Genomic DNA, 15,340 nt, shown 5'->3' with positions numbered 1-15,340 from the left:
GGCTCAATCCTCGTGCGCCGCTTCGCCCTTGCCGAGTTCGGCCTTGAGCGTGAAGCTGTTGGTGGTGGCGATCTCCTCACTGCCCTTGAGGCCAGAGCGGACGATCACGCTGTCGCCGGAACGGTCCCCTACGGCGACGGGTGTCGCCTCGAAGCCGGTCCTGGTCCGCACGAAGACTATCGTCTTGCCTTTTTGGGTCTGAACTGCGGTCGAAGGCACGCGGATTGCGCCATCGCCGCCGGTGCCGGTGCCGGTGAACTCCACGGCGGCCGTGACCGGTTCGCCCACGCGCCACTGGCCCTGCCGGTTGTCGAGCGTTGCGATGACGGGAACCAGCCTTATATTGGTGTCGAGCGCCGGAGAGACGAAGCTGACCCGCGCTGTTGCTTCGCGGCCCGCTGCCTTGACGGTGACGGCCGCGCCGGGACGCACACGGCCGGCATCCAGCGGCTGCAAGTTGAGCGAGAGGGACAGGTTCGAGAGGTTCGCGACCCGGAACAGCTCCGCATCTGCGGCCACGGTCTGCCCCAACACGACGCTGCGGCCGATCACCTGACCCGAAATCGGCGCTGTGATCGCGATCCGATTGAGACCACCCCCTCCGGCACCGGCTGCGGCAAGCTGTTGCCGGGCGAGCCGAAGCGCTATGCGTGCCTCGGTCGCGGCGGTACGGGCGGCAATCAGATCCTGTTCAGGCGAGACGCGCTGGGCAAACAGGCGCTGCTCGCGGGAAAGGTTGGAATTGGCGAGCGCCAGCCTTGCGCGGGCGGCCTCGATCTCCGCATTGAGCGAGGCGGCTTCGCGGCTCTCGATGATGGCCAGCGTCTGGCCCCGTCCAACGGACTGGCCCAGATTGCGGGTGAGCGCGACCACCCGGCCACCGATGGCGGCCGAGACGACCTGTGTCCCCTGAGGATCGCCGTCGATCGTCGCGGGCAGTTCGATCGTGCCCGATCCGCCGATCGTGGGACGGCCGATCTGGATTCCGGCGGCCGCAATCTGATCGGTGCTGAGCGTGATTTTGCCTTCATCGATATGGGCAGCTTTTTCCCCCGCCCCTTCACTGGTGGCGGAGGCTTCTTTGGCAGCCTCGCCGCCGCCGCAGCTGGCAAGGGTCAGCGCCAACGACAGTGGGAGGGCCACCGCAATGAATGTCCTGGACAGCATGAATCAGTTCCCTTGTTCCGGCGCGGGCGCGGTCAGGCGCTCCAGTTGCGCGCGGGCATTTTGATAGGCAGCGAGCGCGTCGATCGCGGCAACGCGCGTGTCGGCAAGGGTGCGCTCGGCGTCGAGCAGATCGAGTTGGCCGAACTTGCCCTCCCGATAACCGATGCGGGCGATGCGCGCTGCCTCCTGGGCGGCGGCCAAGGCCGGGCCGCTCGTCGTCCGGGCGGTGATCGCGGCATTGTCCGCCGCCACCTGTGCATCGGTGATGGCCTGCTCGATATCGAGCGCGGTCAGGCGCTTCTGCGCTTCGACCGACGTGCGTTGCGCGCGTGCCTGGGCGACGGCGGCTTTGCCCGAATGGAAGATCGGGATCGGCATGCTGACGGTGAAGACAAAAGCCGTGTCATTCGTCTGCGAGAAATGCCTCACGCCGGGGCCGACTTCCAGATCCGGCATCCGTTGCGATTGCGACAGCCGCACAGCTGCATCGGCAACGGCGAGATTGGCGTCGGCGGCGGCGAGCGCCAATGTTCCCGTCGCGCTGACGGGGCGCCCAGGTCCGTGGCTGGCCGGTAAATGGTCGAGCCATGCAAGGTCGAGCGATTGCGGCAGGGGCTGGCCGATCCTGCGAGCCAGATTGGCGCGGGCGGCGGCGGCGAGCCGCTTCGTGCGCTCGACATGGGCGTCGGCATTGATCCTGGCAACGCTGGCGCGCTGCTCTTCAATGGGTGAAGCGCGGCCAGCCTCGACCCGCACCCGCGCCGTATTGGCCGCGTCGGTGGCAATCCTCGCCTGATCGCGCGCCGTGGCCAGCCGCCGTTCGGATGCCACGGCCTCCACATAAAGCTGGATGACCTGAAGACGAATGTCCGCCTGCGTGATGGCCTGCGTCAGCAAGGCGCGATCGGCTTGCGCATTGGCAACTGCAATCCGGGCGGAGCGCTTGCCGCCCAACTCGATGGGAACGGCTACGCTGACGGTTGCTTCGGCACCCCCGACGCCGCGATAAAGGCCGGTTCCGGCGACATTTTCCACCTGTGTCTGTACGGTGGGATTGGGTCGCAAACCCGCGACGGTTCGGCCTGCGCGAGCTGCCTCTACGCCGGCCTGCGCCGCATCGAGTGCCGGCGCACTTCCGCCCGCTGCCGCAACGGCATCATCAAGTGTCAGGGACGGCGAACTGGCGACCGCTGTGGGTATGTCCTGCGCTTGCGCCACGGCGACGCAAGACGCGGCAGCCAGCAAGGCTGCAAGGGTTCGAACCATGTATGAAATTCCTGATCGAAAGTCATGAATGACCCGTCACGGCGGCGGACGGATCGACTATGGCTTTCTCAGGCGATGGGTGGGCGCAAACCGGGGCCGATGGCCCAGCGCTTGGGAACAACTGCCGTTGGGGCGCGTGAGGGCATGTCCACAGGAACGGGCAGGAGCGCATCGCTGGCCGTCATGGGTACAAAGGCAGCGGAGCCATGGCAGCTGCCATGGTGATGGGGCATCGCCTTGTCGGCGTCGCCCTGCGACTGATCCGAATCGCTGTCAGTGTGGACATAGCCCGAACATTCGATGGTCGGACCATTGGGAATCTCACGTGCATGCACCACCGTCGTCGTCAGCAACGACGCGGTCAGCAGGCAGAGGAGATAATAACCCAGTCGACGCATGGCGTTGGGCATTAGTCGATGCCTGCCAAGATGTCACGGGGAAATAACCCGTGGGGAGCAGGTTAAACCCATCCGCCATGAAGTGTATTCAGGATTGCCGCATAACGTTATATGGTAACATCATTGCCTTTTCTTGTTCCAATTAGAAAAATATCTGAAATTTGATCCAGAGCCATTTAAAATATCAGCAGCGACTTTTAAGGTGCAGGCCCAATATGATTCCGGCGGAACATGACCTTATCCGCTCGCTGATCCAACAAGCTCCAGCAATGCATCGGTTGCCCTGGAACGATAGCGTTCTTTATGGCGCAGACCGAAGAACGGCCGCGGTGGAAACTCAATGGGCGCGATATGCAACGTCCCCGCGGCGATCGCCGGCGCCACGACAAGGGAGGAGAGAACCGCCACCCCAGCGCCCGCCTCGACGGCTGTCCGGACGCTCTCATTGGATGGGAGGACAAGCGCCACGTTCAGGGTTTCTGAATCCACACCAACCGCTGCCAGATAATGATCGAATGTCGATCGCGTACCGGAACCCGGCTCACGCCGTACCCAGCATGCGTCACGCAACCAATTCGCATCGATGTGATCAACCTCGAATGGGATAGCCTGGACCAGCACCAGCCGATCCTCGCCGATCGGCCAATGGGCAAGTGCTGGATCATCTATCTCGCCTTCGACTATGCCCAGGTCGGCTTCGCCATTGCGGACCCGTGCCGCAGCCCCCTCGGTATTGGCGATCGCCAGATCGATCTCCAATGCGGGATAGCGTTCGCGGAAGGCGGCCAGAATGGAGGGGAGCCAATAGGCGGCGATGGTCTGGCTGGCAACGACACGAAGCGTGCCGCGCTTCAGCCCACCCAGTTCGCCCAGCATATTCTCCGCGGCGGCGGCGCGCGCGAGTATGCCGCGTGCCTCGACCAGGAAAAGCCGCCCTGCCTCGGTCAATGCGATGCCCCGCCCGATCCGGTGGAACAGCTTCACCGCGTGCCGCTCCTCCAAAGCGGCTATCGCGGCGGAAGCCGCGGACTGCGTGACATGAAGGGCACGAGCCGCGGCCGTCATGTGCTCGCGTTCGGCCACTCCAACAAAGATTCGGAGTTGATCGAGGGTCATACTCGATCATGGCATAATCAATCGTAAATCACGATTGAAATGACAAAAATCATGCATTGGATCGAACGATTGGCAGAGCATAGATCGGGCGGCGAAAGGAACCGCCATGGTCGCTCTTGCCGATCGTCATCCAACATCGCCGGCACAATTGGCTGGCAAATGCATTCGCCTGTTACCGGGCGTGGGCCTCTGTTTCGCGCTGACGGCAGCCGCTTATGGATTGGAGGCGAGTGAACGAGCGCTGGCCGGCAAGGCGTGGCTTGAAGCGCTGGTCCTTTCCATCCTGCTCGGCACCGCCTTGCGCAGCCTGTGGACGCCGGATCGCAAATGGCGGGCCGGGATCGATTTCAGCGCCAAATATTTGCTGGAAGTGGCAGTGGTCCTGCTCGGCGTGTCGGTGAGCGCCGCCACGATCCTGGCGGCGGGGCCCGCACTTTTATTCGGCATTGCCGGCGTGGTGGCGAGCGCCATGCTGCTGAGCTTCGGCATCGGTCGGCTGCTTGGGCTGCCGGTTCGCATGGCACTGCTGGTCGCATGCGGCAACTCAATCTGCGGCAACTCGGCCATCGCGGCGGTTGCGCCCGTGATCGGCGCCGACAGCGACGATGTGGCGGCCTCGATCACCTTTACTGCCGTGCTGGGCGTGGTCGTGGTGCTCGGCCTTCCGCTGCTCGGGATCGCGCTCGGGTTGAGCGGCATCGCTTTCGGTGTCTTCGCTGGGCTGACCGTCTATGCCGTGCCGCAGGTGATCGCAGCCGCTTCTCCGCTGGGCGCGGCGGCCGTCCAGATGGGCATGTTGGTGAAGCTGGTGCGTGTGCTGATGCTTGGACCAACCTGCCTGATATTGTCGCTGATCGCTCCCCACCTTGCCCGGCCGGTGGACCGCCATGGCAAGGCGGTCGCCGACAGAACAGAGATGAAGCAACCCGGCATTGCGCATCTGGTGCCGTGGTTCATCATCGGCTTCCTCACCTTGGTCGCATGCCGCTCGCTGGGGCTTGTGCCGACAGCAGCCATTGCGCCGATCAGCCATATTGCGACAGTGCTGACCATAGTGTCCATGGCCGCGCTCGGCCTCGGAGTGGACGTGCGCACAGTGGCAAAGGCCGGTTGCCGTGTGACGGCGGCGGTGATCCTGTCTCTGCTCGGTCTATGCGGGATCAGCCTGGCTCTGCTTTCCGCTCTCCACTGACCGCCTTTGCCCGCAACCTGCTCCATCAGAAGCGGATCATTTCACTGGGCGCCGGGATCGTCCCGACGTTCCAGCCCTTGGGTCCGGCAGGCGCGATCTCCTATGACTCGGGCTATCGCCTCGTCAATGTGATGAACCCGCGCGAATTTGGCGCGACCCTCAATTTCAAATGGTGAGCATGGCGTGAAGGGGGACTGGAAGCGGCCTTAACGGTCGCTTCCTCTTTTGCCCCGCCATTCAGACGTCATTTCAGCGATGTCGAAGGGGCGGATCATCATCAATATGCCGCTCCAGTCCCGCCGGTCGAGCCGCGCCGCCCGCTCCTGCTCACCGATCACATGAATATCTTCGCGCAGCGTTTCGAACAGCGCATGGACACGCGCCCGGCCCGCTTCGCTCATGGCGACCATGTCTGAGACATAGAGCGATTCCGGCGCACCGAAATCCATCGAGATGAACAGCGGCTTCACCGTCCGCTCGAACGCCATGGACAGCGGCCCGCCCCGGCGCCACCGCACGGAGCGACGCACCCTGGGCCGCACCCGTCCCCGTTTCGACGCCTCGATCAGCCCCAACCGTTTCAACCTTTCGACATGGCTCTCCAGTCGCTCCGTTCCCAGCCCGAATTCCTGCTCCAGATCGCGGGGCTGCGCGCCATGGAGGATGGCAAAGAACACCAGTGCCAGCCCTCTGTCCGCAGCCAGCACCCGCTCCTGCGCCAAAGTGAAGCTCTCCTGTTCCTCATCCCCCCGCGCCAGCAAGTCGCGCAGGTCGATGTCCGCGATAGCGCAAATCTCGTCAAGCCGGTCGAGCGTCAGTCCATCGCCGCGCAGCCACCGCCACACAGTCGGCTCGGCGACATCCAGTAACTGCGCCAACTGCCCCACGCGCACGCCCTGCCCCTTCAGTTCCCGCCGCAATTCGGTGAGGATGGTGGCGATGCCCGGTCGTCTGGCCTTTGACATTTTTGACAATCCTATCAACTGACGATGGGATTCAATTGCCTGATGATGGAATGCTGCACAAGTTGATTGCTGTCGCCCCTGCGACCCGCCACTTTCGCCCTCAGACGTTGAGACAATTCATCGCGGGAGAGGACAGATGGCGACGACCGCAGAATATAATCTGGGCGAATTCACATTTCCGCGCGGCTGGCTGATGGTGGCACGCGCAGCCGACGTGACCCATATTCCCGGCGCGCTCCGCATGTTCGGGCGGGAACTGGTGATCTATCGCGGCGAATCCGGGCGGGTCGTGCTGCTTGACGCCTATTGTCCGCACATGCAGGCGCATCTCGCCGCCGAGCAGACCTCCGGGGCCGCCGCCCAACGGGTCGAAGGGGACTCGATCCGCTGCCCCTATCATAGCTGGCGCTTCGGACCGGACGGCAAGTGCGACCACATCCCCTATCATGACGGCGCCATCCCGCCCGCCGCCAAGCTGCGCGCCTGGCCGGTCGAAGAACGCTTCGGCTGCGTCTTCGCCTGGCATGATCCGGAGGAAGGAGCGCCGGATTATGCACTGCCCGCCCTGCCCGAATGGGACGACCCGCAATGGATGCACGGCGATTATGATGACCTCGGCACGCTTGACGTTCACCCTCAGGAGATTCTCGACAATCTGGTCGACACCCGGCATTTCGGGCCGATCCACGGACAGAAACTCGCCTATTTCGACTCCCTGTTTGATGGCGTGGTCGGCAAACAGATCTCCGGCGGCGGCCATGAAACCATGACAAGCGAGAGCGGCGTGCTGGACGTCGACGCCTTTTACACTGGCCCCGGCATCCTCATAGCCCGCTTTTCTGGCGAAACCGATGCGGTGCAGATCATCTGCCACACGCCCAAGGAGGATGGCGTGACGCAGGTCTGGCACAGCATCATCACGCGCGCGCTCAATACGCCGCCAACTGCGGAGGATGCGGCCCTGCGCGACCAATATCATCAGGCGGGGCTTGCCGCCTTCTCCCAGGATTTCGCGATCTGGCGGACGAAGGGACCTGCGTTCAACATATTACGCCTGCCGACCGATGGCCCCTTCCATCGCGTCCGGGCCTGGTATCGCCAATTCTACAATCCGCGCGCGAAGGCCGCCGACTATCAGGCCCGCGCCAACGGCATCCACCACACCAGCGGCATGGCGCCCGCGCCGGGGTTGGAAACCGTCGAATAAGCAACTCCAATTCTCTTAAGGAAAGACGACAATGGACAGGAATTTTCCTGAAGGCGCAGTAGCGGTCTTTGGCGGCAGCGGCGGTATCGGCAAGGATGTCGCGCTGGAATTCGCCAAGGCTGGCACGGACGTCGCGATTTTCTACCGCTCGAAGAAGGAAAGCGCAGAGGCGGCGGCGGCGGAAATCCGCGCCATGGGCCGCAAGGCGAGCATCCATCAGGCCGACGCCCGCAGCTATGAGGAACTGGAAGCCGGCTTTTCCAGCGCAGTGGAGGTCCATGGCCGCATCCACAGCATCGTCTGGGGCGCCGGACCGATCGTGGCACAGGTCAATATCGCCGACTGGAGCCTCGATCAGTTCCGCGCGTCGATGGAGATCGAAGCTTTCGGTTTCTACTATGCCGCACGCATCGCGATCCCTCATTTCCGTGCCAAGGGCGGCGGTTCCTTCGTCCATCTGGGTTCGGGCGGGCATGACTGGTGGCCGCATCTCGACGGCCTGTCGGTCGCGCCCAAGGCCTGTAATGAATCGCTGGTCAAGGGCATCGCCAAGGAAGAGGGCGTGCACGAAATCCGCGCCAATAGCGTGCTGGTCGGCGTGATCGACGCGGGCCAGTTCAAGGTCGGCCAGAAGGAAGGCTATTTCGACGAAAATTGGGAGCGCGAGGTCAAGAAGCTGCTGCCAATCAAGCGCTGGGGCAAGGCGGAGGATATTGGCAAGACCGCCGTGTTCCTGGCCTCCAACGATGCCAATTACATCACCGGCCAGACCATTTCGGTCGCGGGGGGCTTTGGGGTCTGATCATCACCCTGGGCAGCGCGCAGGTCGACACAGAAAGACGCTGCGCGCCCTCAACCGGGTGACGATATCCCCGCTCGACTGGAATGGTCAGCGCCGAGCAACCGGCTTCCAGACCCGCCCGTTTCAAAAACCGTAGGACACCCAAATCGGCCTGGTCGGACACGGGGCCTCTTTTGTGGCCGGTGCTGGTCGTCGATGCCGATCATATGATCTTTGCTGGCGAGGCCCGCGTGGAAGCCGCACGTCGGTTGGGCTTTAAGAGGGTTCCGGCCCTGATTGCCGCCGACAAGGCGAAGCTCTTCCTGCGGCCGTTATGACGGTCATGTCGATAGCTACAGCCAGTTTGTGCAGTTCCAGCTGAACAACTGGAAGTGGGCAATGGCGCAATATGACGTCCATGGGCGACCGCAGCGCCCAGTCCGACAGCGGCGGCAAACGCAGATCAGCCCGGCGTAAACACGCGCTCACCATTTGAAGCGTTTCACGATACCGCGCCGCCGCTCGGCGAGTTGATCGCGGCGCTCGTCGGAGCCGATCCGCTTCACCCCGTCCGGCAGATGCGCGAAGAGTTCGCTCCGCTTAAACTGCTGACAAGTCGGCACCGGATAATGGTCGGCAAGCATCCAGCGATAGGTGACATAGCCCTCGCTGTGGCCGGAGGGATCGAGCCAGTTCGGTAGGCCGGGATCATCATGGCTGATGACGACGATCAACTCGCCGTCATCCTCCAGTGCGGCATAATGGCAATTGGTGTTTGCAAGCCGATATCGATAATCCATCGTCTCCCACCAATAGTTCCCGAACTCTACCGCCCAATATTGTGCTTTGGGTGGCCGGACGCGAATGATCAGCGCTTCGTCCTCGGGCAACTTCCAATAGGCAATCAGCGGCTCGCCGCCCGGAGTGGCGTCGATCTTGTTGTCGTCGAGTTGGCGATAGGAAAGGAAAATATTGGGCTGGCATTTCCATTTGTCGATCATGTCGGCCCAGTAGATCACCGATCGGTCCACCCAGTCGGCGGCCCCGGCAAGTCCCTCCACGACACTGTCAACCGAAAGCTGGGGCGGCGTGCCATCGCCGGTCAGCCGGTCGATCCGCGCCTCCATTGGCTTTTCATTTTCCCAGTCGGCAAAGAACTGGCGGAAGGTGACCCGGAATGTTTCAGGTGTCGTCTTGATCCAGTTGCCCGGCTGCGGGTCGGGGCTGAGATAAAGCTCGAAGCTGCCGTCGGCCGCGACCTCGATCTGGTCGCCGAACAGCGTTCCCGCGACGCCTCCGCCCCAGGGCGTATCCCCCTTCTCGACGACTGTGACGCCAAAATAGCGCGCCGTGCCGCGATGGCCCGTCACGCGATAGGTGTCGGTGCCGTTGATGGGAGCGCCCACATAAAGGGCGTCGCTATTGTCGCCCCCCTGCTTTCGCATCGGATTGAAATAATGCATCAATTCGGGGTGAGCGGAATCCTTGTTCTCGAACTCGAAGGCCAGCGCCAGGGCAATGTTGCGCGACAGCAGGCGGATGCCCGCCGCCCGGTCAACCGGATTGCTGGCTGCCGTCTCGCGAAAGGCGATATCGCCCGATGCCTTGAGGTCGTCACAGAAGCGATGCCACGCATTGCGAAGGACGGGATCATGGTCGTTGTTCATGGCTTTTCCCTCATTTCCCGGATTTCATATGAAAGCAGCGAAGCGCTACGAGCGCGATGCAGCGCTCATGCCTCGCGCGGAACGTCGAAATAGGACTCATAGCGGTGAAAGACGCCGCGCGTTTCGGGCGCATCGTCGACGGCGTAGCGATGCGCGCCGAACTTGCCCTTTGGCTTGCCGGCAAGATAGGTTTTGACTTCGGCAAGGAAGGCCTCACTCGCCTCAAGACCCATCTGCGCATAGAGGCCCTCCAGGGTTTCGATCGGCGTATCGACCAAATCGGCGTAGCGCGAATGGAATATCTGGACGGACGGAATCCGCCTTGTCTCGATCCAGTCGATCATCTGGTCGAGCCGCGCGGCGGTCCCTTCGGGGGTAAGCAATTGCTCGAAAGCCGCCGCGTCGAAACGCTTGTCGCTTCGCATCCAGTATAAGGTGCCGAGCAGGTTCGTCACCGACCCCTGAGCCCGAACCGGATCGCGATGCGTCACGACCACCCGGGCATCCGGGAAAACGTCGAACAGGGTCGGCAGGCAGGATTGATGTTCGGGGGACTTGAGCAGCCAATGCCGCCGCGGGTTCTTCCACTGCAGCAATTTCAGGAGGCGTTTATAGTCGCGATAGGCCGGCGCCGGGTCTGCGGCGAAGAGCCACCCCGAATAGCTTGGAACCTGATAGGCGGCCGCGAGATGCTGCGATCGGAAACTCATCCGGAAGGCGACGCCGCATTCATTGGGTATCCAGGCCCCCATCTCGTGCATCGCCTGGTAGCTCGGCGCCACCCTTTGCATTTGCGTGATGAGGTCCTGTGCCGTCGGAACCCGCGGGTCGGTTCGGTAAGTGGCCGCCTCGGGCGGCGGACAGGGCAATACGAACTCCCAATTGGCCGGTGCCATGAGTTGCTTGTCCCGGGCGATGAGCTCGAAAAGCAGCGACGTACCCGAGCGCGGAAGCCCCGTGATGAATATCGGCTTCTCGATCACCTCGTCGTCGATCTCGGGATGCCTCTGATAGACATCCTCGATCCGCAGGCGGTTCTCGAGGAAAAGAAGCATCTCCTGCCGCGTCCAGATCCGGCCGAACAGGTGCAGATCGGCTTCTTCCTCGATTGCCTTGAGAAGTATCTCGAAGGGTTCGCGCCAATCGTCGGCGCCAAAGTCGGTCAGACCGGTATTGCACCGGGCGGTTTCGATCAATTCCTGCGGATCGAGCGGCGATACGCCATGCGCATCCCAGGACCGGGTTTCTTCCAGAAATCGCGCCAGCCATTCGGGACGCGGTGGCGGAGACCAGAAAGGCCCCACCTCGGAGTTGGAACGATCTTCCATCGACCTGTTTGTCATTGCCTTGCTCTCTTTGGCATCACCGGCGATCGCTCGGACGCGCCGCCATCTCATGCACGCAATCTAGCGCGACGAGACCGAAAGCGAACGCGGTTTTCGAGCAAATTTACTGTGGTTTTTGATCATGCCTATCCCTTCTTCTCTCGGCCCGGCACGGGGTCACTCGCGCCAGAGCAATGGCGTATGACCATAAATCCATGTATATTTGATCAGTAATCCGATTTGTTTCGCCGCCACTGGGCACTATCACACGAGACGATGACGTTGGCTTGTACGGATGGCGACAGCGAAACGACTTGGAAGTTCAAGGTGATGCGCGTGTCTTTGCTGAGCGTGGGTTGCGGGTGAACGAGATATGTCCGGGCCACGCCGTGCGGACGGATCGAGCGGCGTCACCACGGGTCGAGGCCTCGTTGCCTCGCTGGAGAAAGAGATTATATTCAGTTTCCCATGGTTATTTGTTCAGACAGGCGACATGAAAGCATCAGGAAAGGCGCCAGCCAAAGCTGACACGGCAAGCCAAAGCGTTATCGAACTGCTCAGCAAGATCGAGCGCGTGGGTGGCCGCCCTGATGCGATTTTATCGGGTGCCGGCGCACCTTTCAATTATCTCGATTTGCTCGCTGGCAATGTCAAACATGTGTCCCATGGGGATTTGACCGCGATCTATCGCGAATGTGTTGTCACGATCGGCATGCATTCGAGCCAGCTTGACAGCCGTCCCAGAATGCATCCCGACGAATTTCGGTTGATGTGCCATTGCGTTATCAATTGCCGTACATTCAAGGATGTGATCGACCGGCAGATACAGTTTTTCGGAACGCGTGGCGACAAATTGGCACATCTGCAATTGGATACCGACGATCAGGTCGCAATATTGACGATGGATACCATGCGAAGGCGCAAAAATTTTGGGACCTTTCTGTCCGATCTTGCAGGCGTTTCATTTTTCACAAGATTCTACAGCTGGCTCATTGGGATGAGCAACTCCTATTTTCATGTCGAGCTCTTCTATAGCCCGAACTACGCCAACGATCCGGTCAATGATTTCTTCAAGGGAGAAATAGAATTTGGGTCCGAAAATAACAGGATTTCGTTCCCGAAAAACTTCCTCGACATGCCGGTCCTTCGAACGCCTCTGGAGCTGGACAAGCTTCTAACCGAATTTCCGTTCGATTTCCTGGCGGAAAATCCAAGCGGCGTCGCGCTGCACGACCGCATCCGTGCCGTTTACACAACTCATCTGGTACGGGACAATAGGGTGCCGTCCCTGTCCGAACTTGCTCGAATGACAGGTCGGAGCGTCAGCACCATTCGTCGCTATCTGGCAGACGAAGGATTAACAATACGCGCTCTCAAAGCAGCGGCGCGGCGCGAAGCCGCAGCGAACCTCCTACGGCAAAAACGAATATCCATAGAAGAAGTCGCCATCGGTTCTGGCTTTCGCGATATCAATAGCTTCCGGCAGCAGTTCAAGCAATGGACGGGCATGAGTCCTTCCAGATACCGAAAGAGCCATCACAGTTAGATAATATGTGCATATCGGCACTGCGGCGCCGGCCACGGTGCGCCTTCCGTCTTCTTCTCGTCGCACGCCCGCGCACTAGAGCATAATCCGATCGGATTGGATCGGATTATGCTCAGATTGTCTTTTGTTTTCCACATTTTCCGAGTCGTCAGATGATCCCATCTGACTAGAAAATGCTCTAAGTTGATGGCAATGTCAGGTAGCGTAGACACCAATGGTAAAACGACAACGCCCATCCGGCGCTATCCCTTTGCCTCTGATACAGCGAATCCCGGAGGTCATTGGTGAACAATTCGGTGATATTCATCGAACGTCGTATTCGCCACCTTCGTAATAATCTTGCCGCGCGCCTGCTCAGCCTTCGCGAATTCGTCGTCAGACGCAGTGCGCTTGAAACGCAAAGAGCACCCTGGGGCTTCCCCCTTCATCGCCCCAGGGTCAGGATCAGCCAGCGGAAGGGAGAAAATTTCCGCCTCTGAAAATATTCCGACGCTCAGCTCATCTGTGCAGCAGATGCAGGAGGATAATCGACATAGCCTTCAGGCCCAGGCGCATAGAGCGTTGAAGGGTCGAAATCGGCCAAGGCGATGTCACGTTCAAGACGGCTGACGAGATCGGGATTGGCGATGAAGGGGCGCCCGAACGAGAAGGCGTGCGCCATGTTATCCGCAAGCAGCGCCTCAGCGCGCGCGCGCGTCATGCCTTCATTGAGGATCAAGCTCCCTCGCCAATGCCTCTTGGCAAGGTCAAGACTGTCCACCTGCGGATTGGCGACATCGATCAGATGCAGATAGGCGAGCCCTTGCGACGAGAGCGCTTCCAGCAAGGCGCCGTAAGTCTCCGCCGGATTCTCGTCCCAGATGTCGTTGAAGGGATTGCCGGGGCAGATGCGGAAACCGACGCGCCCCGCACCGCTCACTGCCGCCATCGCCTCGACTGTCTCCACGACGAAGCGGATGCGGTTGGCTGCGCTCCCGCCATAGCCGTCGGTGCGCTGATTGCTTCCCGATGACAGGAACTGGGCCGGCAGATAGCCGCTGGTGCAATGCAGTTCGACCCCATCGAAACCGGCGGCGAGTGCGTTGCGCGTCGCCTGCGCGAACTCTTCTATCACCTGAGGGATTTCGTGCAGTTCGAGCGCATGCGGCGCGTCGAACGCCATCATCCCCGTTTCGGTCACGATTTCGCCCTTCGCACGGATCGCGGACGGCGCGACAGTTCGCGTGCCGGGCGCCTTGTTGAGCGTGCTTCCAATCCGGCCGCAATGCATGACCTGCAACACGATCCGGCCGCCTTCACCATGGACGGCGTCGGTCACGGCCCGCCATCCCGCGATCTGGGCATCGCTATGAATACCCGGCGTGCGCATATAGCCCTTGCCATCGGCGCTCGGCTGCGTTCCTTCGGTGATGATAAGACCCGCCGAGGCGCGCTGGCGGTAATATTCGGTCATGAGGGCGGTGGGCACGTCCCCCTCGCCTGCCCGGCTCCGCGTCATCGGCGCCATGACGATGCGATTGGCAAGCGCGATATCACCCAGCGATACGGGATCGAATAGCGTCGCCATGCTCATGCGACCGCCTCGGGCCAGGGGGCCTCGACCGTACCCTTCGTCACGACCTTGCCATTGACGCGTTTCTGAAACTCTCCGGCACGCGCGCGCGGATTGAAGAACTGTCTGTACCAGATGCGCACCTTGCCGAAAGGCCCGTCCCCCTGCACCGCCATGGGGTTGATGCAGGGGCGTTTGCGGCCCCACACCTCGACATCCTGCGACAGGGCGGCGCAACTGGCCTCCTGATAGGGGCGCATGGCCGCGATCGTTTCCGGGCTGGCCTCGGCTTCGGCCGATTTCACGGTGAGGCCGTGCCACAGCTTGACGCGATTTTCGTCGACCGGCGTATGGCAGAACAGCATGATCGAAGGAAATTCGCCCTTCATCCAGGACTGGAGGATGCCGGGGCCGGTATAGGAGGTGTCGTTGACCATAACATCGCCGTCGTCTCCGGCAAGCGTGCGATGGCCAGCGCGCAGATATTGCCAGACGACATGGTCTTCGAAGACATTTTCGAAGAGTTGGATGTCGATGCTGCCATGGATCGGCTCAAGATGCGCCTTGTCACCGATATTATCGACGATCTCCATCGGATGGCAGGGCAGCTCGCCCAGCTGATCAATGGTCCAGTTGGCCCATTGCGGATCGTCCCATTCGGCGAAGGCCGGCAGATCATAATCGGGCGCGCCGCCCTCGGGATCATGCCAGACGAACACGCATCCCGCGCGCTCGGCAACGGGCCAGGTCGGAATGCACGCCGCCTTGGGGATGGGCGCGGGCGAATAGGGAATCTCGTCGCATCGGCCGTCAGGCCCAAAGCGCCAGCCATGATAAGGGCAGCGGATCGAATCTCCGTCGATCTGCACGCCGTCGCGGACGATATAGGAGGTGCTGCTGTAGGCAAGATGCGTGCCCATATGCGGGCAATAGGCATCCATCAGCACAACGCGGCCGCTTTGCCCCCGGTACAGCACCATATCCTGCCCAAAATAGCGAAGCGCGAGTGGCCCCCCCTGGAGTTCATCGGATGCCGCGACCATGAACCAGCCGCGCGGATAGGCAAATTCGCCCAGGCCATAGTCCGCTGTTTGAGCCATTTTCATTTTTCCTTTCCCGCAATGCGGGGCAGTGGCCGGCGCGCACCCGCGCGCCGGC

15 protein-coding genes are annotated in these 15,340 nt (G+C 61.5%); 6 read left to right on the top strand and 9 right to left on the bottom strand.

The genetic code is table 11. From position 1 onward, the window contains the following. Window positions 1-3: 3 nt before the first annotated feature. The 4 genes from HUK73_RS01270 to HUK73_RS01255 all read right to left on the bottom strand — a co-directional run bounded on the left by HUK73_RS01270 (window position 4) and on the right by HUK73_RS01255 (window position 3,947). The gene (locus tag HUK73_RS01270; protein WP_176590278.1) at window positions 4-1,167 is read right to left on the bottom strand and encodes an efflux RND transporter periplasmic adaptor subunit; all 1,164 of its coding nucleotides are present in this window, start codon (window positions 1,165-1,167) and stop codon (window positions 4-6) included. 3 nt (window positions 1,168-1,170) lie between these two features. Continuing rightward, on the bottom strand, window positions 1,171-2,433 hold the full coding sequence (locus HUK73_RS01265; protein WP_176590277.1) for a TolC family protein: 1,263 nt from the start codon (window positions 2,431-2,433) through the stop codon (window positions 1,171-1,173). A 68-nt stretch (window positions 2,434-2,501) separates the two neighbouring features. Beyond that, window positions 2,502-2,843 carry a hypothetical protein gene (locus HUK73_RS01260; protein ID WP_255326156.1) on the bottom strand — a complete coding sequence of 114 codons (342 nt, stop codon included), beginning with the start codon at window positions 2,841-2,843 and terminating at the stop codon, window positions 2,502-2,504. Window positions 2,844-3,068: 225 nt separating this feature from the next. Further along, window positions 3,069-3,947, bottom strand: a complete 879-nt coding sequence (locus HUK73_RS01255) for a LysR family transcriptional regulator (protein WP_176590276.1) — start codon at window positions 3,945-3,947, stop codon at window positions 3,069-3,071. Between the two features lie 106 nt (window positions 3,948-4,053). On the opposite strand from HUK73_RS01255, the gene HUK73_RS01250 reads away from it, so the two are divergent. Next, on the top strand, window positions 4,054-5,139 hold the full coding sequence (locus tag HUK73_RS01250) for a YeiH family protein (protein WP_176590275.1): 1,086 nt from the start codon (window positions 4,054-4,056) through the stop codon (window positions 5,137-5,139). Then, window positions 5,100-5,315, top strand: a complete 216-nt coding sequence (locus HUK73_RS01245) for a hypothetical protein (RefSeq protein WP_176590274.1) — start codon at window positions 5,100-5,102, stop codon at window positions 5,313-5,315. Before HUK73_RS01250 ends, HUK73_RS01245 begins: the two co-directional genes overlap by 40 nt. Window positions 5,316-5,345: 30 nt before the next feature. Here the strand turns inward: HUK73_RS01245 and HUK73_RS01240 are convergent, their stop codons facing one another. Then, the gene (locus HUK73_RS01240) at window positions 5,346-6,104 is read right to left on the bottom strand and encodes a helix-turn-helix domain-containing protein (RefSeq protein ID WP_176590273.1); all 759 of its coding nucleotides are present in this window, start codon (window positions 6,102-6,104) and stop codon (window positions 5,346-5,348) included. Window positions 6,105-6,240: 136 nt separating this feature from the next. Here HUK73_RS01240 and HUK73_RS01235 point away from each other — a divergent pair, with 136 nt between their 5' ends. The 3 genes from HUK73_RS01235 (at window position 6,241) to HUK73_RS01225 (ending at window position 8,430) form a co-directional block, all read left to right on the top strand. Further along, the gene (locus HUK73_RS01235; RefSeq protein WP_176590272.1) at window positions 6,241-7,311 is read left to right on the top strand and encodes a Rieske 2Fe-2S domain-containing protein; all 1,071 of its coding nucleotides are present in this window, start codon (window positions 6,241-6,243) and stop codon (window positions 7,309-7,311) included. A 31-nt stretch (window positions 7,312-7,342) separates the two neighbouring features. Further along, a complete protein-coding gene (locus HUK73_RS01230; RefSeq protein WP_176590271.1) occupies window positions 7,343-8,113 on the top strand; it encodes an SDR family NAD(P)-dependent oxidoreductase in 771 nt (256 codons plus the stop codon). Window positions 8,114-8,286: 173 nt separating this feature from the next. Next, window positions 8,287-8,430, top strand: a complete 144-nt coding sequence (locus HUK73_RS01225; protein WP_176590270.1) for a hypothetical protein — start codon at window positions 8,287-8,289, stop codon at window positions 8,428-8,430. Window positions 8,431-8,577: 147 nt separating this feature from the next. Here the strand turns inward: HUK73_RS01225 and HUK73_RS01220 are convergent, their stop codons facing one another. Next, window positions 8,578-9,759 (bottom strand): DUF1214 domain-containing protein, encoded by a 1,182-nt coding sequence (locus tag HUK73_RS01220; protein WP_176590269.1) that lies wholly within the window; start codon window positions 9,757-9,759, stop codon window positions 8,578-8,580. 65 nt (window positions 9,760-9,824) lie between these two features. Next, on the bottom strand, window positions 9,825-11,102 hold the full coding sequence (locus HUK73_RS01215) for a sulfotransferase (protein WP_255326155.1): 1,278 nt from the start codon (window positions 11,100-11,102) through the stop codon (window positions 9,825-9,827). A gap of 355 nt (window positions 11,103-11,457) precedes the next feature. On the opposite strand from HUK73_RS01215, the gene HUK73_RS01210 reads away from it, so the two are divergent. Further along, window positions 11,458-12,630, top strand: coding sequence for an AraC family transcriptional regulator (locus tag HUK73_RS01210; protein ID WP_176590268.1), 1,173 nt, complete (start codon window positions 11,458-11,460; stop codon window positions 12,628-12,630). A gap of 493 nt (window positions 12,631-13,123) precedes the next feature. Here HUK73_RS01210 and HUK73_RS01205 read toward each other — a convergent pair whose 3' ends face one another. Beyond that, window positions 13,124-14,203 (bottom strand): alkene reductase, encoded by a 1,080-nt coding sequence (locus HUK73_RS01205; RefSeq protein WP_255326154.1) that lies wholly within the window; start codon window positions 14,201-14,203, stop codon window positions 13,124-13,126. Further along, the gene (locus HUK73_RS01200; protein ID WP_176590267.1) at window positions 14,200-15,282 is read right to left on the bottom strand and encodes a Rieske 2Fe-2S domain-containing protein; all 1,083 of its coding nucleotides are present in this window, start codon (window positions 15,280-15,282) and stop codon (window positions 14,200-14,202) included. Before HUK73_RS01200 ends, HUK73_RS01205 begins: the two co-directional genes overlap by 4 nt. Window positions 15,283-15,340: the final 58 nt, after the last annotated feature.

The sequence above is a fragment of the Sphingobium sp. EM0848 genome, assembly GCF_013375555.1.
GTDB lineage: Bacteria > Pseudomonadota > Alphaproteobacteria > Sphingomonadales > Sphingomonadaceae > Sphingobium.
Note: the sequence above shows the minus strand (reverse complement) of the source record. Positions and strands in the feature narration are given on the sequence as shown.